The organism is Rhodococcus sp. PAE-6 (genome assembly GCF_025290685.1).
Taxonomy (GTDB): Bacteria; Actinomycetota; Actinomycetes; order Mycobacteriales; family Mycobacteriaceae; genus Rhodococcus; species Rhodococcus pyridinivorans.
Map to the genome: position 1 here is coordinate 14909 of NZ_JAOCLZ010000020.1, position 22376 is coordinate 37284.

The 22376-nt window shown below is 63.7% G+C and carries 20 protein-coding genes and 5 pseudogenes; 10 read left to right on the forward strand and 15 right to left on the reverse strand.

Going from position 1 to position 22376, the window contains the following annotated elements:
* The first annotated feature begins 122 nt into the window (after positions 1-122).
* From NVV99_RS23685 to NVV99_RS23705, 5 genes are all read left to right on the forward strand, one after another.
* Positions 123-1094, forward strand: a complete 972-nt coding sequence (locus tag NVV99_RS23685; protein WP_242411706.1) for a thiolase family protein — start codon at positions 123-125, stop codon at positions 1092-1094.
* Between the two features lies 1 nt (position 1095).
* Positions 1096-1533 (forward strand): Zn-ribbon domain-containing OB-fold protein, encoded by a 438-nt coding sequence (locus NVV99_RS23690; protein WP_242411705.1) that lies wholly within the window; start codon positions 1096-1098, stop codon positions 1531-1533.
* Entirely contained in the window at positions 1533-2429 is an 897-nt protein-coding gene (locus NVV99_RS23695; RefSeq protein WP_024103579.1) for an SMP-30/gluconolactonase/LRE family protein, read from the forward strand. The genes NVV99_RS23690 and NVV99_RS23695 overlap by 1 nt, the downstream gene beginning before the upstream one ends.
* Positions 2426-3166 carry a carboxymuconolactone decarboxylase family protein gene (locus tag NVV99_RS23700; RefSeq protein WP_024103578.1) on the forward strand — a complete coding sequence of 247 codons (741 nt, stop codon included), beginning with the start codon at positions 2426-2428 and terminating at the stop codon, positions 3164-3166. Before NVV99_RS23695 ends, NVV99_RS23700 begins: the two co-directional genes overlap by 4 nt.
* Positions 3167-3348: 182 nt before the next feature.
* Positions 3349-4503, forward strand: a complete 1155-nt coding sequence (locus NVV99_RS23705) for an acyl-CoA dehydrogenase family protein (protein WP_024103577.1) — start codon at positions 3349-3351, stop codon at positions 4501-4503.
* A 1067-nt stretch (positions 4504-5570) separates the two neighbouring features.
* On the opposite strand, the pseudogene NVV99_RS23710 reads toward NVV99_RS23705, so the two are convergent.
* A pseudogene (locus NVV99_RS23710) lies at positions 5571-5846 on the reverse strand (IS3 family transposase); the annotation flags it as partial.
* A 247-nt stretch (positions 5847-6093) separates the two neighbouring features.
* Between NVV99_RS23710 and NVV99_RS27295 the strand changes: the two are divergent.
* The 4 genes and pseudogenes from NVV99_RS27295 (at position 6094) to NVV99_RS23730 (ending at position 8921) form a co-directional block, all read left to right on the forward strand.
* Positions 6094-6647, forward strand: a pseudogene (locus NVV99_RS27295) (transposase).
* Positions 6648-6836: 189 nt separating this feature from the next.
* Entirely contained in the window at positions 6837-7508 is a 672-nt protein-coding gene (locus tag NVV99_RS23720) for a helix-turn-helix domain-containing protein (RefSeq protein WP_260783119.1), read from the forward strand.
* Positions 7429-7875: pseudogene (locus tag NVV99_RS23725) on the forward strand (transposase); the annotation flags it as partial. The gene NVV99_RS23720 and the pseudogene NVV99_RS23725, both read left to right, overlap by 80 nt.
* A gap of 141 nt (positions 7876-8016) precedes the next feature.
* Positions 8017-8921: pseudogene (locus NVV99_RS23730) on the forward strand (IS5 family transposase).
* A gap of 417 nt (positions 8922-9338) precedes the next feature.
* Here NVV99_RS23730 and pyk read toward each other — a convergent pair.
* The 6 genes and pseudogenes from pyk to NVV99_RS23760 form a co-directional block, all read right to left on the reverse strand.
* Positions 9339-10831 (reverse strand): annotated as a pseudogene (gene pyk, locus NVV99_RS23735) (pyruvate kinase).
* A 69-nt stretch (positions 10832-10900) separates the two neighbouring features.
* Entirely contained in the window at positions 10901-11164 is a 264-nt protein-coding gene (locus tag NVV99_RS23740) for a WhiB family transcriptional regulator (RefSeq protein ID WP_024103573.1), read from the reverse strand.
* An 88-nt stretch (positions 11165-11252) separates the two neighbouring features.
* Positions 11253-12419, reverse strand: coding sequence for a glycerate kinase (locus tag NVV99_RS23745; RefSeq protein ID WP_024103572.1), 1167 nt, complete (start codon positions 12417-12419; stop codon positions 11253-11255).
* A gap of 200 nt (positions 12420-12619) precedes the next feature.
* On the reverse strand, positions 12620-13525 hold the full coding sequence (locus tag NVV99_RS23750) for a sugar phosphate isomerase/epimerase (RefSeq protein WP_024103571.1): 906 nt from the start codon (positions 13523-13525) through the stop codon (positions 12620-12622).
* The gene (locus tag NVV99_RS23755) at positions 13522-14721 is read right to left on the reverse strand and encodes a dihydrodipicolinate synthase family protein (RefSeq protein ID WP_024103570.1); all 1200 of its coding nucleotides are present in this window, start codon (positions 14719-14721) and stop codon (positions 13522-13524) included. Before NVV99_RS23755 ends, NVV99_RS23750 begins: the two co-directional genes overlap by 4 nt.
* Positions 14718-15878: a Gfo/Idh/MocA family protein gene (locus NVV99_RS23760; RefSeq protein ID WP_024103569.1), complete on the reverse strand. Its 1161-nt coding sequence runs from the start codon at positions 15876-15878 to the stop codon at positions 14718-14720. The genes NVV99_RS23755 and NVV99_RS23760 overlap by 4 nt, the downstream gene beginning before the upstream one ends.
* A gap of 199 nt (positions 15879-16077) precedes the next feature.
* Here NVV99_RS23760 and NVV99_RS23765 point away from each other — a divergent pair, with 199 nt between their 5' ends.
* Positions 16078-17109 (forward strand): LacI family DNA-binding transcriptional regulator, encoded by a 1032-nt coding sequence (locus tag NVV99_RS23765; protein ID WP_024103568.1) that lies wholly within the window; start codon positions 16078-16080, stop codon positions 17107-17109.
* Between the two features lie 169 nt (positions 17110-17278).
* Here the strand turns inward: NVV99_RS23765 and NVV99_RS23770 are convergent, their stop codons facing one another.
* Genes NVV99_RS23770 through NVV99_RS23805 form a run of 8 tightly spaced genes read right to left on the reverse strand, consistent with a single transcriptional unit; the run spans position 17279 to position 22194 of the window.
* Entirely contained in the window at positions 17279-18709 is a 1431-nt protein-coding gene (locus NVV99_RS23770) for an NAD(P)(+) transhydrogenase (Re/Si-specific) subunit beta (protein WP_024103567.1), read from the reverse strand.
* Positions 18706-19050, reverse strand: coding sequence for an NAD(P) transhydrogenase subunit alpha (locus NVV99_RS23775; protein WP_024103566.1), 345 nt, complete (start codon positions 19048-19050; stop codon positions 18706-18708). Before NVV99_RS23775 ends, NVV99_RS23770 begins: the two co-directional genes overlap by 4 nt.
* Positions 19051-19052: 2 nt before the next feature.
* On the reverse strand, positions 19053-19199 hold the full coding sequence (locus tag NVV99_RS23780; protein WP_024103565.1) for a hypothetical protein: 147 nt from the start codon (positions 19197-19199) through the stop codon (positions 19053-19055).
* On the reverse strand, positions 19196-20344 hold the full coding sequence (locus tag NVV99_RS23785; RefSeq protein WP_024103564.1) for a Re/Si-specific NAD(P)(+) transhydrogenase subunit alpha: 1149 nt from the start codon (positions 20342-20344) through the stop codon (positions 19196-19198). The genes NVV99_RS23780 and NVV99_RS23785 overlap by 4 nt, the downstream gene beginning before the upstream one ends.
* 53 nt (positions 20345-20397) lie before the next feature.
* Entirely contained in the window at positions 20398-20541 is a 144-nt protein-coding gene (locus NVV99_RS23790; RefSeq protein WP_024103563.1) for a hypothetical protein, read from the reverse strand.
* A gap of 2 nt (positions 20542-20543) precedes the next feature.
* Positions 20544-20813, reverse strand: coding sequence for a hypothetical protein (locus tag NVV99_RS23795; protein ID WP_144376980.1), 270 nt, complete (start codon positions 20811-20813; stop codon positions 20544-20546).
* 35 nt (positions 20814-20848) lie between these two features.
* Positions 20849-21856 (reverse strand): hypothetical protein, encoded by a 1008-nt coding sequence (locus NVV99_RS23800; protein ID WP_041803613.1) that lies wholly within the window; start codon positions 21854-21856, stop codon positions 20849-20851.
* A 14-nt stretch (positions 21857-21870) separates the two neighbouring features.
* The gene (locus NVV99_RS23805; protein WP_041803612.1) at positions 21871-22194 is read right to left on the reverse strand and encodes a hypothetical protein; all 324 of its coding nucleotides are present in this window, start codon (positions 22192-22194) and stop codon (positions 21871-21873) included.
* Between the last annotated feature and the right edge of the window lie 182 nt (positions 22195-22376).

Consider the following 22376-nt stretch of genomic DNA (forward strand, 5'->3'; position numbering starts at 1 on the left):
CGACTCCCTTCGGTAAACTGCCTGGATACTCTGCCGACGATCTGGGTAACTGGGCTCTACGCGAAGCGCTTCGAGACTCCGGGCTCACAGTCCGGGACATCGATGGACTCATCGTCAACAGAGTGAGTTCGTACGAGACGATTGCCTCCACCCTCGGTATTCAGCCGCAATGGATGGCCCAACTGCCGTCGGAAGGACGGATGAGCGGCACTTCGATCGAGATGGCCGCGATGGCGATCACGACCGGACTCTGCCGGCGTGTCGCACTGGTGTATGGAAACAACGGCCGCTCGGCCGGCGCAACGTACGGCGGCGTCGTAGGCGAGGCGTACGGCACTTCCGCCGACCTCACTGCCCCTTACGGCTTCACGTCGCCGGGCGCCTTCTACTCCATGATGTACCAGCGTCACAAGCACCTGTTCGGTACGACCGACGATCAGCTGGCCACGATCGCAACGACGTTCCGTCACAATGCGTCCTTGAACGAAAATGCAGTGATGAGAACGCCTCTCAGCCGCGAGGACTACCACAACTCACGGTACATCGTCGAACCCTTGCATGTGATGGACTACTGCTTGATCAACGACGGCGGTGTCGCGCTGATCATGTGTGCTGCCGACGAAGCTCGCGACTACCCGCAGCCACCCGCTTACCTGCTCGGATTCGCGCAACAGGGCCAGTTGGTCGATTCCGACTTTCCCCCCGAGGACTTCTGGTGCAGTGCCACCGCCGCAGTCGGTGAGCGCGCATATCGCATGGCCGACGTAAAGCGCGAGGACATAGACGCTTTGATGGTGTACGACAACTTCAGTCCGAACGTCCTCTTCGCACTCGAAGGCCTCGGATTCTGCGAACAGGGTCAGGCGGGTGACTTCATTCAGGACGGACGGATCGGTATCGGAGGAGAACTTCCTCTCAATACGAGCGGCGGCCACCTCTCCGAGAGCTACATGCAGGGATGGGGATTGACCGTCGAAGCCGTACGTCAGATCAGAGGCACATGCGGCGACAGACAACTGGAACGTACATCACTGGTTCAGTACGTGTGCCCTTCTCCAGTCGTCTCGTCAATCATCTACGGGTCGGAGAACTGAAATGCACAGCCAAAACGCATCTTTCACCACGTCCTCTAGCTTGCTGACGCCCTATTTCGATGCACTCGATCGACACGAACTGACCACCACTCGGTGCACTTGCTGCGGAGTGGGACAGTTTCCTCCTCGGACAGCATGTTCCTTCTGCGGCACCTTCGACGCCTTTGAATGGCTGACCACCGCCGGGAAGGGCACTATCTGGACGTTCGGCGTGTTCCACAAGATGTACTTTCCGACCTTCGGTCCTGACCCGTACAACGTGGCGGTCATCGAACTCGACGAAGGCACCAAACTCATCAGCAACGTCGTCGATGTCGACAACTCGGAACTCGAGATCGGTATGCGGGTACGCGCAGTATTTGTCGACGCCGGCGGCCACAGTGCGGTCCGATTCGAACTCGACCCCGATGCGCAGGCCGCACACGAAAAGGAATCTTGATGTCCACTCAGGAGAAGTCCAAGTCCTCGTTGTCGCTGCCCGCCGGCGCCACATTGATCGCTGAGGGGATCGGATTCACCGAGGGCCCGGCAAAGATCAGCGATACGTCCGTGGCCGTCACCAGCATCAACCGCGGAAAGATCTACGAGGTCCCGCTCGATGGATCGGGTCCAATCGCGTTGTGCGAGACCGGAGGCGGTCCCAATGGAATCGCCCTTGGACAGGACGGCGAATTGTGGATCACCCAGAACGGTGGCACCGCAATGCCCTCCCGCTCATCGCTTCATACCACCCCCTCACTGCAGCGATGGAAGAACGGGACACTGACCACCGAGTTGACGGACACCGTCACCGCCCCGAGCGACTGCGTCATCGGACCGGACGGACGCCTGTGGTTCACCGACACCGCGGAGCACGCCGTCGGTGAAGCGGTCAAGCCGGGCCGCCTGCACGCCTACGATCCGACAACTCGCCGCTGCGAGACGCAACTGGACGGCCTGATGTTCCCCAACGGACTGGCATTCGACGGCAATCGTGAACGACTGTATGTCGCCGAAACGGCAACGGACACCGTCCGCCGGTACAAAATCTCGTCGTGCGGCTGCGAACCCGACGGGTGGGCAGTGACGCTGGGCAAGGGCAGGCCTGATGGCATGGCAATCGACAGTGCCGGATGGCTCTGGATCGCCGGCAGCTCGGGTGACAATGTCGTCGCCGTCGACAGTGACGGAGAAATTCGGCACGAACTCACCTTCGGAACACGGGTTCTTGTGACCAGCGTGTGTTTCGCCGGAGCCGGCCTCGACACGTTGATCGTCACCATCGCCAAAGGCGGCAGCGTCGTGTCACTTCCTGCAGTTCACCCTGGCCTTCCGCTCCCGGTCACGACGCTGTGAGCGCCGACGAAATCCGCGCCAAGATCGAGCGGGTGTACGGAACGATCAGCGATCAGTGGGAAACGCTGATAGAGCTCGACATCGAGTTCGCGGAGGTCTTCTCCGAGTACATCGAGGCCGCCTACGCGGCCGAATGCCTCGAACCGCATATCCGCGAGTTGCTGCTCCTGGCGCACGACGCATCGATGACCGTTCTCGAACCTCATGGCGTCCACCAGCGGATTCGCCGCGCACTGGAGCTCGGTGCGCGTCAGCGCGAGGTCCTCGACGTACTCGAGCTGCTGTCGATGATCTCCACGCACAGCCTCGCTGTCGGACTCCCCCTCGTGTTCGACTCCGACGACTACCGCGTGCCGGACTCCACTCGAGGCGGGTACTGGGACGCATTCGAGGTGCCCTTCCCAGGAGTTCACGGGATGATGGCCGAGCACACTCCGCGCTTGTTCTCCGCCTACCGCTCCATGGGCCGCGTGCTGTGGAGAAAAGACGGCCTCGCCCCTAAATGGCGGGAACTAGCCCTGGTCGTAGCCGACCTTTCCACGACCCACCTGTACAGCAGCGGCGCCAAACTGCACATCGACAACGCACGACACTACGGAGCAACCGACGCGGAAATCGTAGCCGCATTAGGGCTCACCGTGCCCTTCTCCGCCACCACCATCGAAGTCGGCTTGAGCGCGCTCGCCGGCCTCCTGAGTCAGGACCGTTCACTGTCGAGCGACCCGTCTTCCGAATAACAAACGAACCGCTTCCCACAGCGAGTGGCCGACATCCTTTCGTCGGCCCGCCCTGTGAGTGAGGTAGTCAGGCGACGGAGAAGACGACACCGAACCCCGACCTCGGCACAACCCGAGCTCACCTTCGATCGGCCCATACGAATGCGTGGTGCTTCCAGCATCCGAACGTGGAAGAAGTCCCCATGAACCACAACCTGAACGACGAAGAGACTTTTCTGGTCAAGACCGTCCGCGACTTCATCGATCGGGAGGTCAAGCCGTCGGTGCAGGAGGTCGAGCACGCAGGCGAGTACCCCGAGAAGTGGATCGAGCAGATGAAGCAGATCGGCATCTACGGGCTCGCCGTGCCCGAGGAGTACGGCGGCTCGCCGGTGTCGATGCCCTGCTACGTCCAGGTCACCGAGGAACTCGCCCGCGGATGGATGTCGCTCTCGGGTGCGATGGGCGGGCACACCGTCGTCGCCAAGCTGCTGACCCTGTTCGGCACCGAGGAGCAGAAGAGCAAGTATCTGCCCAAGCTCGCCACCGGTGAGATCCGGGCGACGATGGCGCTGACCGAGCCCGGCGGCGGCTCCGACCTGCAAGCGATGACCACGACCGCCAAGCGTGACGGCGACGAGCTGGTCATCAACGGTGCCAAGACGTGGATCACCAACGCGCGTCGCTCGGGGCTGATCGCGCTGCTGTGCAAGACCGACCCCACCGCGCAGCCGCGCCACAAGGGCATCTCCGTCGTGCTCGTCGAGCACGGCCCGGGCCTGACCGTCTCACGCGACCTGCCCAAGCTGGGTTACAAGGGCGTCGAGTCGTGCGAGCTGAGCTTCGACAACTACCGCATCTCCGCCGACGCGATCCTCGGCGGCGAGCCCGGCAAGGGCTTCGCCCACATGATGAAGGGCCTCGAGACCGGCCGCCTGCAGGTCGCCTCCCGCGCCCTCGGTGTCGCGACCGCCGCACTCGAGGATTCCCTCGCCTACGCGCAGCAGCGCGAGAGCTTCGGCCAGCCGATCTGGAAGCACCAGTCCATCGGCAACTACCTGGCGGAGATGGCCACCAAGCTCACCGCCGCGCGGCAGCTGGCGCGCTACGCGGCGGAGAAGTACGACAGCGGCGAGCGCTGCGACATGGAGGCCGGCATGGCCAAGCTGTACTGCTCGGAGATCGCGATGGAGATCGCCCTGAACGCGGTGCGTATCCACGGCGGCTACGGTTACTCCACCGAGTACGACGTCGAGCGCTACTTCCGCGACGCGCCGCTGATGATCGTCGGTGAGGGCACCAACGAGATCCAGCGCAACGTCATCGCCGGCCAGCTCGTAGCACGCGGCGGACTGTGACGACCAGCTCAAGCAACCAGAAGTACTACACGAGCGGGTAACGCTGACGACAGGACCTTCGTCGCCGATACGTGTGACTCTGCAGGTGCTGGCGACCACAGGGCTTGTGCTGGACCTGATCTGTCCGCGCGCCAGCGGCGCAAGCACTGGCCGACGCGTGTCGATCAGCGGTAAGCGTGGCTTCATGAGGGCCTGGTCAGCCCCGTCCACGTCAGCTCTGCCTGACCTGTGGCCGACGTGCCCCGTGGTCATGGAAGGTGCAGTCTCATGTGTGAACACCGCCCGTCGAAATCATCGATTCCCACCCGATAGGGAGATCATTGCTGGAGTCGATACGCTCTCCGACACACCCATCGCAGTGCTCGGCATCATCGGTGTCCAACTTGGGGACCTTTGGGTCCCCGCAACCTTTGCAGGGAAGGCACACTTTGCAGGTTAGGCACAATCCGATCGACGCCTACGCCACCGCGCAGCAGGCTCGATGCGGTGAATGATGTACCGCTTGGTCCACGATCCGAAGCGTTCACGGCGAGACTGTTTGCGTTGCGTAGCAAAGATCTTCCTTACGCAGGGTCCCCGCACAAGCCCGCTTATGGGGCGTTCCGGGTTGGAGCCTACGCAGCCACCGCCTACGTAGGCCATTTTCCCCGACCGTGGTCAGTCACTACGTGTAGGTGGTGGTACCCTAAAGCCCAAATCCGATTGAATGTTGGTGTTGCAAAACAAAATTGAGTAGTATCGATGGCGACAGTGGAGGTGGTCGCCGACGAGATCACCACACCTGTCGATGACTCGTCCCGCAAGCATCTACCGCAGATTACATGTCCACCCAGCGGTGTGCGTGCAGCGTGGGCGAGGCGGCGTGCCCCCATTTCCGGGCACGGGCAGACGCCGATACCCCTGCATCGGCTTGCCAGGGCCCTGCTTTGATGATCAAGGGATCGGCGAAGCAGGGCCTTCCGTCTGGTGCAGGGCGCAACCTGGGTCGAGTAGGCACCGAGGATTCGACCTGAAAGCTCACCACCTCACGGGGCTCTATCCCGATGGGTAAGTCCCACCCAGACCGCCCGCTTGTGATTGACTTTCTCGTCCGCAGCAACACTATCGTTGAGCTCGGCGGTGATCCTCGGCGCTCCGGAGGTGTTGTCCTGGGCGTGGATCGCCCGGATTCGGTCGGCCCGCTGCGCGTCGGCCTCAGTGCGTGCTGCTCGTGCCGGCTCGGCGGACTTCCAGGCGTAGTAGGACGAGCGCTCGAGCTCGACGATCTCGCACAACCGCTTCACCTGGTAGGTGTCGGAGTGGTCGGCGACGAACTTCGAAGCGGTCACCAGTTCGTCTCCCCGATGCTCACTGAACATCCATGGCCGTACCGACTGCCTTTTGGAAGGGTGGTGGGTGCTGAACCCGGTAGCCGCCGAGCCACTGCTATAGATGCTCGCCCATCGAGGGCCGATAGGAGGACCGCAGGACCCGGCGACCCGGCGTTGAGACTGGCGATAGGGCCATGCGCTTTTCAGCGCCGTGCAGTGAGCGACCAGCACCAACGCCAGCCACCTGGCGCAGCATCCCGACGATGCGGAGAAGGTGCGTATGCAGGAATCACATGTAGTAGCTGGAATCGACTGGGCCGCTGAAGTTCACACGGTATGTGCCCTCGACAACGCCGGCAGGATAGTCGAACGATTCGACGCCATCCACGACAACCAGGCACTTCGCATGATGGTGACTCGGTTCCGCAAGGCAGGAGTGGCCAAAGTAGCGATCGAGCGCGGCGATGGACCGGTCGTGCAGGCATTGATCGACGCCGGGCTCGCGGTGTTCGTTGTCCCCTCACATCAGATCAAAGCCTTACGGACCCGTTACGGCTCGGCAGGCAACAAATCGACGCATACGTCCTTGCGGACACGCTACGCACCGACGGACACCGGTGGCGGCCGTTGCGGGAGGATCACCCGGAAATCAAAGCATTGCGGGCGATGTGCCGGGCCCGCAAGGATCTCGTAGAGATGCGGATGCAGGTGATGAACCAACTTCGGTCCAACCTCGAACTGGCATTTCCCGGGGCCCTCGGGTTGTTCAGTCGCCTCGACAGCCCGATCACGCTGACGTTTCTGCGCCGGTTTCCTACCGCAGCCAAGTGCTGAGTTCCTCTTTGGAGGCGTAGATTGAGGTTGAGTATATCGATTCGAGTCGATCGGAGGCGAGTCGGATGCCGAAGATCCTGCGTGCACGCCCGGCCGCGGACAGCGACGAGGAACGGACGGTCCGCCGATTGGCCGGCGCCCGGCACGCCCCCGCCGATTGCCGGCGCCCGGCACGCCCCCGCCGACTGGGTGCAGCGAGGCCGGATGATCACGCTGAGCTGGGACGGACTGCGGGTTCCGGTGATCGCCGCGCAGCTGGGCTGCCACGAGCAGACCGTGCGCCGGTGGCTCGAACGGTTCAACGCCGGCGGGCTCGACGGGCTGGCCGACCGGGGTGGACAGGGCCGCAAAAGGCGGATCACCGAGGATGAGCGTTCTCGAATTCTGGCTCTGGTCAAGCAGACTCCGCCCAGTCGTCCGGACCGCACACCGGACGGGCAGCTCGCGGAAGCCGAGGCGGCCGGTCCGCCGGAATGGACCCTGAACGCGCTGACCGCCGCGGCCCGGGCCGAGGGTATCGATGTCCACCGCAGCCAGGTGCGGCGGATCCTGCTTGCCGAGGGAGTGCGGTGGCGGCGCACCCGTACCTGGATCCGGTCCACCGATCCGGATTTTGCGGGAAAAGGACACGGATCGTCGCGCTCTACACCACACCACCGGCGGACGCGACGATCCTGTGCGCCGACGAACTCGCCTCCGGTGATCCCGCGCAGCTTCCCGCCGGCGCCGGGCTGGTCCCCGGACGGACACCGGATCAAAGGCCGCCCTCGACTACGGGCGGGGCCCGGAGAAGACCTGGGTGTACGGGGCGCTGCGGCCGAGGGACGGCCACGAGCTGACGATGACCGCATCCTGCCGTAACAGTGTTGCCTACCAACAATTTCTGCAGGTCCTGGAGAAGGGCAACCCCGACGGACAGATCGTGGTGGTCACCGACAATCTTCCTTCTCATCGCAGCGTGTCCACCCGGGCCTGGCTCGAGAACCATCCCCGGATCCGGCAGGTGTTCATCCCGGTCGGTGCGTGCTGGCTGAATCTGCAGGAGGGGTGGTGGCGGATCTTCCGCAAGGCCGCACTGGCGGGACAGACCTTCGCCGACCCCGGCGAGATCGAGGCGGTCACGGCCCTGGCCACCGCCCAGCTCAATGCGCGAGCCCGACCCTGGATCTGGGGCCGCCCGACCCCGCCGACCAGGAAACTACGCCGACGTTTTGTCTACTGTCTTTGAGGAACTCAGCACTAGGCCGTGTTTCAAATGTGGATCCGCCGAGGGATTCACTGCCCCACCTGGCGTGTCATGACAACTGAATGAGCGAGGTCTCCGGTAGAGGGTTAATCGACCAAGACAAACCTGAATACCGGAGACCTCGTGCCCAGCGTAGCGGTACCGGGGCGGGCGGATCTGACCGACGCGCAGTGGGCGCGGTTGGAGCCGTTGCTGCCTCGGGGAAAGAAGGCGGGCCGGCCGCCGAAGTGGACGAAACGCCAGCTCATCGACGGGATCCGGTGGAGGATCCGCACAGGATGCCCGTGGCGGGACATTCCGGACCGGTACGGGCCGTGGCAGACGGTGTACGGGCTGTTCCGGCGCTGGCAACGCGCAGGGGTGTGGGCGCAGATCCTGACCGCGAGGCCCTCGCCGACGCGGCCGGCGAAGTCGTGTGGGATGTCAGCGTCGACTCGACCATCACCCGAGCCCACCAGCACGCAGCCGGTGCCCGCAGGAGCGGTGATCGGCAGGCCGAGCCGCCGGGCGGTGTCGACACCGAGCCCGATGATCACGCGTTGGGACGTTCACGCGGTGGCTGGACAACCAAGATGCATCTGGCATGCGAGCAGGGCCGCAAGGTCCTCTCACTCGTCGTCACTGCAGGTCAGTGCGGTGACAGTCCGCAGTTCGAGGCCGTGCTCGACGCGATTCGGGTGCCGCGGCGCGGTCGTGGTCGACCGCGCCGCCGCCCTGATGCGGTCCTGGCGGACAAGGCGTACAGCAGTGCCGCCAACCGCGCCTACCTGCGCACGCGAGGAATCAGGGCGACGATCCCGACCAAGTCCGACCAGGTCGCGAATCGGAAGAAGAAGGGCTCATCCGGTGGTCGCCCACCTGTCTTCGACACCGAGCACTACAAGCAGCGGCACGCCGTCGAGTGCGGCATCAACCTGCTCAAACAGAACCGTGCTGTAGCAACGAGATACGACAAACTCGCGGTCCGCTACACCGCCACCGTGCGTATCGCCGCGATCAATCAGTGGCTGCGATCAGCCACCTTTTGAAACACGGCCTAGTCCCGTGTGTCAGAACCGGGTCCACCGAATACCTGACAGTCGCGATCCCTTCGCTGTTGCGGAGGTGGGATGAACACGCACTCGCCGGTGAGAGCTTCGATGACTGCGGCCAGGTCCGCAGTCGACAGGTCCCTGTTTCGTTGTTGGTCAGTTTTATTGCGGGCTTCGTGCTTCATGACTATGTCTCCTGAACTGGTTGGCGAGCCGAATGTGTATGGCACCAAACCGTTCGCCTCTCGACACGACAACGTGTGTGGGTCCATTCCTGCACCGTGGGTCAAGTCGGCGGGTGACACAACGCTCAAGATGATCTGCGATTCCCGCTTCGGGTACAGCATGTGAAGTTTTGCCGGGATCCGCAGGGCGACCATCGTCTCGGGCCTTCGTGTCGAGTGCGAGTACACCTTACTGGGACGTATAGTTATTGAAGCCGACGCGGTGAACGTGGATGAGGTTCGCTGACCTGACCGTGTTTGGCGGGGATCCGGCGACAATAACGACGAGGCCACCGTGCCGGTAGCGGTCGAATTGCAGGAGCGCGGTGTCGACCTGGCGGATCATGTCGTCGGCGGTGTGCACTGGATCGAGGAGGAAGGCTTCGGTGCCCCAGGTCAAGGCCAGTTGGTTGCGCACCTCGGGCAGCGGCGTGACGGCCAGCAGTGGTAGCGGAGTGTGCAGGCGAGCGAGGCGACGGACGGTGTCACCGGACTGGGTGAAAGCAACGAGGGCCTTGGCATTGAGGCGTTCGCCGATGTCACGGGCCGCGAAGGACAGCACCCCGCCCTTGGTGCGGGGGACATGGGTGAGTGCGGGTACTGCGGTCAAGTTCTGTTCGACCGCGGCGAGGATGCGAGCCATCGTCCCGACGGTCTCAAGCGGGTACCTGCCGACGGAAGTTTCGCCGGAGAGCATGACCGCATCGGCTCCATCGAGGATGGCATTAGCGACGTCGGAGGCCTCGGCGCGGGTGGGACGGCAGTTCTCGATCATCGAGTCGAGCATCTGGGTGGCGACGATGACCGGGCGGGCATTTTCCCGCGCGAGGTGCACGGCCCGCTTCTGGACCAGAGGGACCTGCTCAAGGGGTATCTCGACACCGAGGTCACCACGAGCGACCATGAGCGCGTCGAAGGCCAGCACGATTTTCTCGAGATTGTCCACCGCTTCAGGTTTTTCGATCTTCGCAATCACCGGGACGCGTCGGCCGACGCGGTCCATCACCTCGTGGACGCGGTCGATGTCGGCAGCGGAGCGCACGAAGGACAAGGCAACCAGATCCGCCCCGAGGCGCAGCGCGAACTTGAGGTCGTCGATGTCCTTGTCCGACAAGGCCGGGGCGGAGATATTCATGCGGGCAGGGACAGGCCCTTGTTGTTCGACACCGGCCCACCTTCGACGACGGTGCAGACCACGTCTGGGCCGTCGACGGCGGTGACGGTCAACGCCAGTTTGCCGTCGTCGACGAGCAGGCGGTCCCCGGGGCAGGCGTCGTCGGCCAGGTGGGTGTAAGTGGCCGAGACGCGGTCGTGGTCGCCGGGGCAGGCCTCGACGATGATGCGTACGGTCTCGCCGGTGGCCCAGACGGTGGCGCCGTTGACAAACCGGCCGAGGCGGACCTTGCCTTGCAAATCGGCGAGAATGCCGACGCAGCGGCCGGTGGCGGCCGCCACTGACCGGACGCGGTCGTAGTTGGCCTGGTGGTCGACGTGATCACCGTGGCTGAAGTTCAGCCGGGCGATGTCCGCCCCGGCCTCGACCATGGTGCGGACCTTCTCGTCGGTGGCAACGGCTGGTCCGAGAGTGCAAACGATCTTTGCCCGCCGCGGGGACAGCAGGGCACCAGGGTCGGCGGATAGTAGAGAGGCTCGCTGGGGCGAGCGGAGCGCTGTGACAGCCATAAGACCTTCCTCAATCGGAAGTGCAGTGCGGATCAAGGACAGGGTGACGGACGTGCAGCGGCAGCGTGGTCACGATGCCGCAAAGTGGTCCCAAAGGGCCCGTTCCTTTGCGCTCATCCCGCCCCAGACCCCATAAGGTTCGCGAGTACGCAGCGCATGAGTGCGACAGTCCACCAGAACAGGGCACTGCCAACAAACGTCTTTGGCAAGCGATTCGAGTCTCGCTCGGACAGGTCCCCGGCTGTTTTCCGGGGGATAGAACAACGAGCTGTCCGTGCTACGACACCGGGCACGTAACTGCCATTCCCACAGACCAGATCGCGCAGGTGGCATTATTGGGAGGGATTCGGTGTAGCGCTGTACAATCCTTGCGGTGGTCTCGGAATCCAGAATGCCCTCCCAGCGGTCATGAAGGTGCGGTTCAGACATGGGTGGGGTGAATGGGCGTATCTACATGTCTACGTCCGATTATCGCCGATCCCGTTTCCGTCTGGCCGATTTCGTAGCCAATTCGGGTGAGCAATTCACCGGTCAGGTGGGAGTCTTCGGTGGTGTCTCTGTCCGTGTAATCACATAGGGAGTAGATGTGAGCGAATCCGGCATGGCCCCAACGATTCCGGGGAATTCTATTGCGTCCGGTGACCGCGAAGACGGGAAGCGGATGCGCCCGGTCGGTGAGGACGGAGAGGAGTTTGCCGTGCTCGGTCTGCTCGTCGATGCTGCCTTCCCCCGTGACGACAAGATCGACGTCGGTCAGCGCTTCGTCGAAACCGAGCAGGTCGAGGAAATACTGTGCGCCCGAGACCATGCGGGCTCCGAGCAGCATCGCAGCGAAACCAATGCCGCCAGCACTGCCCGCACCGGGTATCTTCGCGAGCTCACGGGCGCCAGAATAGCCACTACGAACGAACGCGTCGACGAAGTTGTTGAGTCCAGCTTCGAGGAAGCGCACGTCGGCGTCGGTGGCGCCCTTCTGAGGCGCGTACACCGCGGCAGTGCCAGCAAGTCCGAGCAAGGGGTTGGTGACGTCGCTGGCGACCACGATCTCGATCCCCGTCAGGTTCACTGTGCGCGAGGAGTCGATTGTGTGGACCTGGGGAAGGGTACGCCCGCAGACCCGGAGTTGTCGGCCGGCGACGTCATGGAAGGTGAAGCCTAGTGCGGCAAGCATGCCCATGCCCCCGTCGGTACTGGCGCTGCCACCCAGAGCCAACACCAACCTCTTCGGGTGGCAGCGCAGGGCGTGACCGATGGCTTGGCCGAGTCCGAGGCTCGACGTATCCATCGCGGCGGTGCGGCCACCAGGCAGGGTAGCCAGTCCGCAGATGTTTGCAACTTCGACCACAACAGTCTCCTCACCCAGGGCTATGCGGCCGTAGTGCGGCAGTCCGGTCGCTCCCGCGACAGTCACTTGGTGCGGGGAGAATCCTACAGCGACTGCGGCGTCGACGCTTCCGTCACCTCCGTCGGCAAGCGGAAGTAGGCGACAATCCCTTCCCGCCCTGGCCAGTCCGTTGGCGAGGTGATCGGCAACCTGCGCTGCGGTAAGCGACCCCTTGAACTTGTCCGGAGCGATCAGAACTCTCACTGGTTGGCCTTTCATGCGTGTGATGGATATCAGACAAGGACCGTTAAGCCGCGCAAAGGGAAGGAATTTCCAGAGCTATGCCGTCGAGACTCCTGTTACCGAAGCGCCTTATGTCAAGCGTGTTAGGGGCGAGTCGACGTGCACCGCTGTAAGCGCCGCACGTCTCTGCAGCCCGTCAACCTGCAGATAAATAACCGCATCTATTCGAGAACCGCACGATGAGGTTCAAGCCGAGTCCTTAACAACGATGGCCTTACCAGATCGAGATAGCGATTTTTCATCATCTCAAGGACCTGGTGTCCATCGGTCGACCAGACGCTTTCATTAAAAATCTCGACCTCGACATCCCCCCGATAACCGGCATCGCGGACACTTCCACTTAGCTCCTCGAAGTTGATGACCCCGTCCCCCATCATGCCGCGCGTGAGCAACGGATCTGCTCTCATCGGCACGAGCCAATCACACACCTGATACGAACTGATCCTGTCTTGTTCACCGGCACGGGCGATACCTACGTCTGCCTGCGGATCCCACCAGATATGGAAGGTGTCGACGACGACGCCGACGGTGTCGGCCGGGTGCGGCTCCGCCAAGGTCAATGCTTGACTGAGCGTGGAGATCACCGCCCGATCGGCACAGTACATCGGGTGCAACGGCTCGAGTGCCATGCGCACACCGCGCTCGCGCGCGTAGGGCACGAGTTCGGCAAGACGATCTTCGACTCGTCGCCGCGCACCGGTCAGGTCCCGGTCAGGGATTCCACCGGCAACCATCACGAGCTCGCGGGTGCCGAGTTCGGCGGCCTCGTCGATCGCTCGCCGGTTCGAGTCCAGCGCTGCGGTGGGATCACCGAGGTCGGTCAAAAACCCACCTCGACAGAGACTGGATACGCGAACTCCGGCATCGCGCACTATCCTGGCTGCCGTCGTAACGCCGGCTTCTTGGACACGATCGCGCCAGAGTCCGACGGCGCCGAGCCCGGCAGCAGCTGCCGCGTCAACAGCCTCGCGCAAGGTCCACGACTTCGTCGTTATGGTGTTCAGCGAGAGGTTCACGTAGGGGTTGGTCGGGTCGGTTACGGCATCCCGCAGTGCAGTGGTGGTCATGATGTGATTCCGTTGAGTTCGAGATAGAGGCGCATACGATGCGCCGCGATGGGGGGGTCGCTCAGCAGACCGGCCTTGTCGGCGAGGACGAAGAGTTCGGCCAGATGCTCTACCGAACGGCCGCTTGTCAACCCCCCTACCATCGCGAACCCAGGCTGCTTTCCGTTGAGCCAAGACAGGAAGGCGATTCCGGTCTTGTAGAAATAGGTGGGCACCATGAAGATATGCCGACCGAGTTCGCGAGTCGCATCCAAGATCTGTCGGGCGCGGTCTATGTTTCCGGCGTCGAGTTCCTGCAAGGCGCATGAGGCCGCGGGATATATTCCGGCGAACACGCCTAGAAGAGCATCAGAAAACCCTTCATGGTCCCCCACAATCAGTTCCGGATAGTTGAAGTCGTCGCCGGTATAGAGGCGCACCCCGTCCGGAAGTGCGCGACGCAGTGAAACTTCGTGTGTAGCGTCAAGCAGAGACACTTTGACGCCGTCGATCTTCTCGCTGTGACTTTCGATCAGATCGGTAAAGACTTTGGTAGCAACTGGAATTTCCTCGCTTCCCCAATATCCCTGCAGTGCGGGGTCGAACATCGTGCCAAGCCAGTGCAGAATCACTGGCTGGTCGATTTCCGAGAGCAGCGTGCGGTATACGGTGAGATAGTCCTCGGGCGAGGTCGCGACTTGCGCCAGAGCTCGTGAAGCCATGAGGATGACCTTCGCGCCAGCGGAACGTACGACGTCGATCTGTTCTCGATAGGCGTCGAGGACAACTGCGAGACCGTACTTGCCGGTCGATAGATGCGCGAGGTCTGTGGGATCCAGTTGGTCAGTGCCGGCGCCGCAGGCGATGCTGCCGCCCACTGCGGCTGCTTCCGCGCTACTGCGCCGGATCAATTCAGCGGTGGTGGCCCAGTCCAGCCCCATGCCCCGTTGGGCGGTGTCCATTGCGTCGGCTACGCCTAGACCGTAGGACCACAACTCGTGCCGGTAGGCCAGGGTGGTGTCCCAGTCGAGGTCGGCAGGGGCACCGGGGACGTTGGGGGCAAGCGCACGAGGAACGACATGGGCAGCGGCGTAGGCGACACGTGAGGTCGGGGGCGCCGACGGTTTGCGCCAGAGACCGGGCTCGCCGAGCTCATAGTTCTCGAGTCGTCCGGACCGCGGCAAGGTTACCGACACTCGCGTCGTCGAAGCGGTCACAGCGTGATCTCCGGAACGACGAGCCGACGGCCTTCCGCGGAGCTCTGCAGACCGAGTTCGGCGAGCTGGACCCCCCGAGCCGCGGACAGCAGGCCGAAGCGGTGGCGTCGACCGGCCACGACATCACGGAGGTACTCCTCCCACTGCAACTTGAACCCGTTGTCGAGGTCAGCGTTGGCAGGTACCTCCAGCCACTGGTCACGGAACGACTCGGTGACGGGCAGATCCGGGTTCCACACCGGCTTCGGAGTGTGTGCGCGCTGCTGAGCGACACACTTGTTCAAGCCAGCCACGGCGGATCCGTGCGTTCCATCGACCTGGAACTCGACCAACTCGTCGCGGTATACCCGCACCGTCCAGGAGGAATTGATCTGGGCGATCACACCGTCTTCCATCTCGAAGATGGCGTACGCTGCGTCGTCTGCGGTCGCGTCGTACGGCTGGCCCGATTCGTCCCAGCGGGTGGGCACATGGGTCACGGCCTTCGCCATGACGGACTCCACGCTCCCGAGAATCCCTTCCAGTACATAGTTCCAATGACAGAACATGTCGACAGTGATGCCGCCGCCGTCTGCAGACCGGTAGTTCCAGCTCGGGCGCTGACCCGGCTGAATGTCGCCCTCGAACACCCAGTATCCGAACTCGCCGCGCAGAGAGAGGATACGGCCGAAGAATCCTTCGTCGACCAGGCGCCGCAACTTCACCAACCCGGGAAGATACAGCTTGTCGTGTACTACGCCGGCGTTCACCCCGGCATTCTCGGCAATGCGCGCGAGTTCGACGGCTTCGGTTAACGTCTCCGCAGTTGGCTTCTCGGTGTAGATGTGCTTGCCCGCCTTCATAGCCGAAGTGAGGGCTGCACTGCGTCGGGAGGTCACTTGGGCATCGAAATAGACATCGATCGTGGGATCGGCAAGGACCGATGCGAAATCGGTGGTCCACCGTTCGATGTCGTGCAACTCGGACAGTTCGGCCAGCTTGTCGGCATTGCGGCCGATCAGGACTGGCTCGACATCGACGCGTGTGCCGTCGTCGAGAGTCAGCCCGGAATCACGCAGGGGCAGGATCGACCGCACGAGATGCTGTCGGTAACCCATTCGTCCGGTGACGCCGTTCATGGCGATACGCAGAGTCGTGCGGGGAGAAGGTGTGGTCATGGGATGGGCCTATTCTGTGATGGCTGCAAACGCCTGCGAAGGAGCGTTCGGAGTCTTGACTGGCGGATAAGTGCTGGGAGGTCCGCCGAGCGGGATCATTGCCCGAAATCTGGAATGCGCTTTCCAGGCTAAGCTGTCAGTAGTCTTCAGTCAAGACAGTTAGTGGGGGCAACAATGCCCGCGGAATAGAGGTACGACGATGGGTGCAGTGCGACTGCAGGATGTAGCTGTTCGAGCCGGGGTCTCGCCGGCAACCGCCTCCCGCGTGCTCAACGGATCCACCAGGATTCCCAGGGAAGAAGTCGCAGAACGAGTTCGGACCGCCGCGCGCGAATTGGGGTACGTCCCGAATGCCCAGGCGCAGGCCCTGGCACGGGCTTCGACCGGCTTACTGGGGCTGATCGTGCACGACATCGCCGACCCCTACTTCTCCTCGATCATGCGTGGGGTGCAGATCGCAGCTCGTGCCGCCGGCAGACAGGTGTTGCTGGCAAGTACCGACCGCGACTTCGACGTCGAGCGGGAATCGGTGAGCACCTTCATCGCGCATCGGGCGGACGCGATCATTCTTGCCGGGTCGCGACAGAGTGGAAGTCTGGACCGTGAACTCGAGACAGAGTTCCAACGCTACCGCGCCAACGGTGGCCGCATCGTCGTGATCGGCCAACCCCTTGCCTTCGGCTGCGCCGTGGAGCCCGAGAATTACCGGGCTTCGGCACAGTTGGCGGAATCACTGGTGCAGCAAGGACACCGACGATTCGCCGTCATCGGTGGGCCGGCAAATGTTCGCACGGCAGCAGATCGGCGGAACGGTTTCGTCGACGCACTCGGTGGACATGGCATCACACCTGTGCTTGAGGTGGCGGGAGATTTCACCCGAGACGGCGGATTCTCGGCCGCCAGGATCCTGGCCGCCGGACTGAGGATCGAACCTGGACAGCCACACGCTCCGGTGTGTGTGCTCGCCGTCAACGATGTAATGGCGATCGGGGCGATCGCGGCATGGCGCGAGAGCGGGATCGAAGTTCCCCGGGATATCTGCATTGCGGGCTTCGACGACATCCCGACGTTGCGCGATCACGTGCCCAGCCTGTCGACTGTGGCGTTACCGCTGGTGGAGATCGGTGAGCGAGTCGTACAGCTGGCGTTGGCGACAGGGCCTGACTCGGAGAACTGCCGGGAAACGATAGCCGGCCAGGTCATTCTTCGGGACAGCAGTCGACTCGTCTAGGGCGTGCCTATGGTCGAGAATTGCTACCGAGTCCGAGCGAACACCGCGCGTCACCGACATGCATGCTCCCCGACAACCCGAAGTGCAGCGACCACGCATTTCGGGAGGTGATCAGTGAGCGAGGAAACACTCCCTCGCACCTCGCCCACTGACCTTCGGGCTGTAGTAACTACAGCGCTTTGAGTTCCTCGGTGACCTCGGAGACCATCTTCTTCGCGTCGCCGAACAGCATGGAGGTCTGGTCGGCAGTGAACAGCGGGTTGTCGATACCGGCGTAGCCGGAGGACATCGAGCGCTTGAGCACGATGACCGACTTGGACTGGTCGACGTTGAGGATGGGCATGCCGTAGATCGGGGAGGACGAGTCCTGCCGGGCGGCGGGGTTGGTGACGTCGTTGGCGCCGATGACGACGGTGACGTCGGTGCGGGAGAACTCCCCGTTGATATCGTCCATCTCTTTGAGGGCCTCGTAGGGCACCTCGGCCTCGGCGAGCAGGACGTTCATGTGCCCGGGCATCCGGCCGGCGACCGGGTGGATGGCGTACTTGACATCGACCCCCTTGCCCTCTAGCAGCGCTGCCATCTCCTTGACCGCGTGCTGCGCCTGCGCCACGGCCAGCCCGTACCCGGGCACCACGATGACCTGGTTGGCGTAGGCCATCTGGATCGCCGCATCGGAGGCGGAGGTAGCCTTAACGGTGCCGCCCGCCCCGGCCGGACCCGCCCCGGCGCCGCCCTCGCCGCCGAACGAGCCGAACACAATCGCCGGGATGGACCGGTTCATCGCCTTGGCCATCAGGTTGGTCAGGATCGAACCCGAGGCGCCGACGATCATGCCGGCGACGATCATCGCCTGGTTGTTCAGCGCCAGACCCGCGGCCGCCGCGGACAGGCCGGTCAGGGCGTTGAGCAGCGAGATCACCACGGGCATGTCCGCGCCGCCGATCGGCAGCACCACGAACAGACCCATCAGTCCGGCCACCACCAGCAGCGCCACGATCCACACCGCGGAGGTGGGCTCGTTCGCCGGGTCGGCCGCGAGACCGATGTACACCGCGAGCACGACCGCCGCGAGGGCGAGCACGATGTTCGCGACCTGGAAGGCCTTGGCCGCGCCGACCAGGCGGCGTTCGAGGTTCTTGTTCAGCAGCTCCTGCAGCTTGGCGAACGCCACCAGCGAACCCCAGAACGAGACCGAGCCGACGATCGCGGCGAACAGCGAGCCGAGCACCACGTGCACCGTGGGTTGCTCGTCGAGGGTGGTGAACCCGCCCGAGTCGAGGAACTCGGCCCAGGCGATCAGCGCGACGGTGCCGCCGCCGACGCCGTTGAACAGCGCCACCAGCTGCGGCATCGCGGTCATCTTGGTGCGCAGCGCCGGCGGCACCCCGAGCACCACACCGACGGCCAGGCCGGCGACGATCCAGAGCCAGTTGTCGGTGTCGCGGATGTCGATCAGCACCGCGATCACCGCGACGGCCATGCCGGCCGCGGCGATGTAGTTGCCGCGCACGGCGGTCTTCGGGCCGGTCAGGCCCATCAGACCGTAGATGAACATCGCGAACGCGACGATGTACAGGACGGAGACGAGGTAGCTCATTTCGCGTCGGCTCCCTTCTGCTCCGCCGGGGCGGCCTGCACCGGCACCCGCTTCTTCGGCTTGAACATCCCCAGCATCCGGTCGGTGACGACGAACCCGCCGACGACGTTGAGGGTGCCGAACACCAGCGCCACGAACAAGATGACCTTGATGCTCCACGGCGCGCCGGCCGGCAGATGCCCGAACACCACCAGCGCACCGAGCACCACGATGCCGTGGATCGCGTTGGTGCCCGACATCAGCGGGGTGTGCAGCGTGTTGGGCACCTTCGAGATCACGGCGAAGCCCACGAACCCGGCCAGCACCAGGATCGCGATGTTCGCCAACAATTCCGTATACATGTTCAGCACCCCGATCCGTTGCGGCACAAGTGATCCCAGTCCGGCAGCTCGGGCAGGTCCGGGGCCAGCAGCCGGTCGGCAAGCACGATCGGCACCGCCAACAGCCACGACATCGGAGTGGTGAAGAGTTTGTCGATCAGAGTGTTCACCGTGGCGTTCCTGATGGGAGGGAGGGGGTGAATGAGTGGGTAGGAGCGGTGGTTCGGGTCACGCACGCGCCGGCGAGGATCTCGTCCGAGAAGTCCGGCGCGAGCGCGCCGTCCTCGTCGAGCATCAGCTCGAGCAGGGCCACGACGTTCTTCGTATACAGCTGCGAGGCGTGCTCGGGCATGGTCGCGGGCAGGTTCAGCGGCGAGCAGATCGTCACCGCGTGCTCGACCACCGTTTGCCCGGGCTCGGTCAGCTCGCAGTTGCCGCCGGTCTCCCCGGCCAGATCCACCACCACCGAGCCTGGCTTCATGCCCTCCACGGCGGCGGCGGTCACCAGCCGCGGCGCGGGCCGGCCCGGCACCAGCGCGGTGGTGATCACCACGTCGAAGCCCTTGATGGCCTCCTCGAGCGCCCCCTGCTGCTGCGCGCGTTCGTCCTCGGTGAGCTCGCGGGCGTACCCGCCCTCCCCGGCCGCGTCAATCCCGAGATCGAGCCACTGCGCCCCGACCGAACGCACCTGATCGGCGACCTCCGGCCGCACGTCGTACCCGGTGGTGCGCCCACCGAGGCGCTTAGCCGTGGCCAGCGCCTGCAGCCCGGCCACCCCGACGCCGAGCACGAGCACCGTGGCGGGCTTGACCGTGCCGGCGGCGGTGGTGAGCATCGGGAAAAACCTGGTGGACTCCGACGCGGCCACTAGCACCGCCTTGTACCCAGCGACGTTCGCCTGCGACGACAGCGCGTCCATCACCTGGGCGCGGGAGATCCGCGGGATCGACTCGACGGCGAACGCCTGCACCCCGGCCGCGGTGAGCGCGCCGATCTGGTTGTCGGCGTTGCGGGGGGCGAGGAACCCGATCAGGGTCTGCCCCGGCCGCATCCGCGCGACCTCCGCGTCCGACGGCGGCGCCACCTTGAGCACCACTTCCGCCGACCAGGCATCCCCGATCCGTGCCCCGGCCTCGACATAGGCCTCGTCCGGGATCAGCGCACCGAGCCCGGCCCCGGCCTCGACGACCACGTCGAGCCCCTTCTTGATCAACGACGGCACGATCATCGGCACCAGCGCGACCCGCCGCTCGCCGTCGCCCGTTTCCCGAACGACGCCGACGGTGGGGCGCGCGGTGGTGTTGCTGAGGCTCAAGCGATCGCGGTGTCGCCCTGCTGGGTGTCGATCAGATTCCTCTGCGGCTCGCATCAGTGGGCGCTTGCGATGAAGTCGATCAGAAACTGCGAGGCGACAACCGCAAGGGCGATAGCCACGACGAAGAACCCGAGTGCCCAGGACCGGGCATTGAGCAAGGGCAGCGTCGATGTCGATTCCGCGTGCTGAGTTTCCATTTTCAGAGTTCCCTTCGATAAACGATGTCGATCAGGACGCCGCCGACTGCACACACCGCCACGGCTATGCCCACGAAGACCCAGCCGGCTCCCCCTCCCCCGGACTGGGCATACCAGTCGTTGATGAAGATCGTTATGAGGATGCCGATGAGCAAGGCACACAACACGATCAGGGCAGACAATCGCCGAAGCTTCGATACCCGTGCTCGGGCGAGATATGCATCTGCCAGAGCCGCGTCCGTGGCGTCGAGTGTGGCGTGGAAGGCATGCACGGAGATTTCACCTAGTTTCATTGGTGGGCAACGGGTCAATTGCGCTGTCGCGCGATATAGGACTTGGGTTCGGTGACGATGAGCAGCGCTCCGATCACCGTCGCGATCGATCCGACGATGACGATCAGGCTGAACGGCGCGCCGTATACAGTCAGCGAGAAGAAGGCGATGAAGAAGAAGGCGAGAGTGTTGGTGAGGACGCCGCCTCGTACCGCGCCCGCATAGGAAATCCCGATATAGAACCCCATGATCATCCATATTGCCCAGCCAAAGCCGATGACCGCTCCGATTGCCACGAGCCGTGGATCGCTCCAGGCCAAATACGCGACATGCCGTCCAGTCGGAAACAGTAGGAAGAGCAGAGCGTTGGCGATGAGGAGTTCCAGGAACGCCCGCCACCAGAGGAACCCCTCGGCTGGCATGAGATCCGTACCGGCGGAGATGGCAAAGCTCTCGAACCCCCACGTCAAGACGGCGACGACGATGATGAGGAGTCCGACCACGAAGTAAATTCCCTGCGTCGGGGCGTTGAGGCTGCCGCCGGAGACAGCTAGCCAGATGCCGATCGCCAGTGCTGCCAGACCGACAAGAGTGGTGGGCCGCAGAATGCGCTCACGATACAAAGCCGCCCCGATGACGGCACCCACCACGCCTGCAAGGCCGCCGATCGCGCCGGCGAGTGCACCGCCGATCAGGCCCGCAGCCGCGGCGAAGCACAGGTCACCGACGAATCCACCCACCGCGACGAACAGATTCCACCAGCTGACCCGATGGCCGAGAACACGAACTGCGTCCCTCCAGGTGCCGCTCACAGCTAGGAATACGGCAATGGCAAGAACTCCGAACGGAACTTGCAGCACTGCCACCAGCGCGAAGGCTCCCGTTGGTTCTTCTAGATTGAACGGCTCTGCCGTAACGATCGAGGACAACAAGCCGAACGCCAAGCCCAGGGCCGGGGCGGCGAGGACGGCATAGATCATTCCCATCCGTGTCTTCTTGCCATCGGCAAGCCTCGAACGTTCGGCGAGGTCCGCGCTGTGCACAGTAGAGGTGTGTGTCATCGCAACCCGCTCTCGATCGAAGTTCCGGCCGACGAAAGGTCGCTCGGAAGGTACGTCTCCAGGTTCAGCTGGTACTCGATCAAGGGCCGGGCAGAAGCCGCCAGGCGGTAGCATCGCAGGATTTGACCTCGATGCTCCAACTGCTCGAGGGTGTCGAGCCATCCAACGGTACTCATACCGATCAGATCTTCACGAAGGCCAGACAATTCGGAGTCGCGGTAGTGTTGTCGGAGCGCGCCGAACAGACGGTGCTCCCAGATGCCACGGTCGCCGAGTCGATAGAGCGTCATCGCGGCCTGATACTTCGGTGCTGGCTTCACAGCAGGTCACTCCTCTTCGTGCGCAACTACGTGCACAGCAGATTCAAGGAAGGGGAAGGGTGAGGCAGCGTATGGAAAGCGCTTGCCATGTGGGTCACGCTACGCCGCGGTGTGACGTGCGTCAACGGGTTGAAGTCTTGGTGAATGCAAAATTCCGTTCTAGGCCTCGCGTGGACCCGATG

Coding starts and splice junctions, on each gene's coding strand:
- NVV99_RS23775 (WP_024103566.1), bottom strand. CDS start 19,050: ATGTATACGGAATTGTTGGCGAACATCGCGATCCTGGTGCTGGCCGGG.
- NVV99_RS23705 (WP_024103577.1), top strand. CDS start 3,349: ATGAACCACAACCTGAACGACGAAGAGACTTTTCTGGTCAAGACCGTC.
- NVV99_RS23760 (WP_024103569.1), bottom strand. CDS start 15,878: ATGACCACACCTTCTCCCCGCACGACTCTGCGTATCGCCATGAACGGC.
- NVV99_RS23690 (WP_242411705.1), top strand. CDS start 1,096: ATGCACAGCCAAAACGCATCTTTCACCACGTCCTCTAGCTTGCTGACG.
- NVV99_RS23790 (WP_024103563.1), bottom strand. CDS start 20,541: ATGGAAACTCAGCACGCGGAATCGACATCGACGCTGCCCTTGCTCAAT.
- NVV99_RS23695 (WP_024103579.1), top strand. CDS start 1,533: ATGTCCACTCAGGAGAAGTCCAAGTCCTCGTTGTCGCTGCCCGCCGGC.
- NVV99_RS23765 (WP_024103568.1), top strand. CDS start 16,078: ATGGGTGCAGTGCGACTGCAGGATGTAGCTGTTCGAGCCGGGGTCTCG.
- NVV99_RS23770 (WP_024103567.1), bottom strand. CDS start 18,709: ATGAGCTACCTCGTCTCCGTCCTGTACATCGTCGCGTTCGCGATGTTC.
- NVV99_RS23750 (WP_024103571.1), bottom strand. CDS start 13,525: ATGACCACCACTGCACTGCGGGATGCCGTAACCGACCCGACCAACCCC.
- NVV99_RS23740 (WP_024103573.1), bottom strand. CDS start 11,164: ATGCCACCTGCGCGATCTGGTCTGTGGGAATGGCAGTTACGTGCCCGG.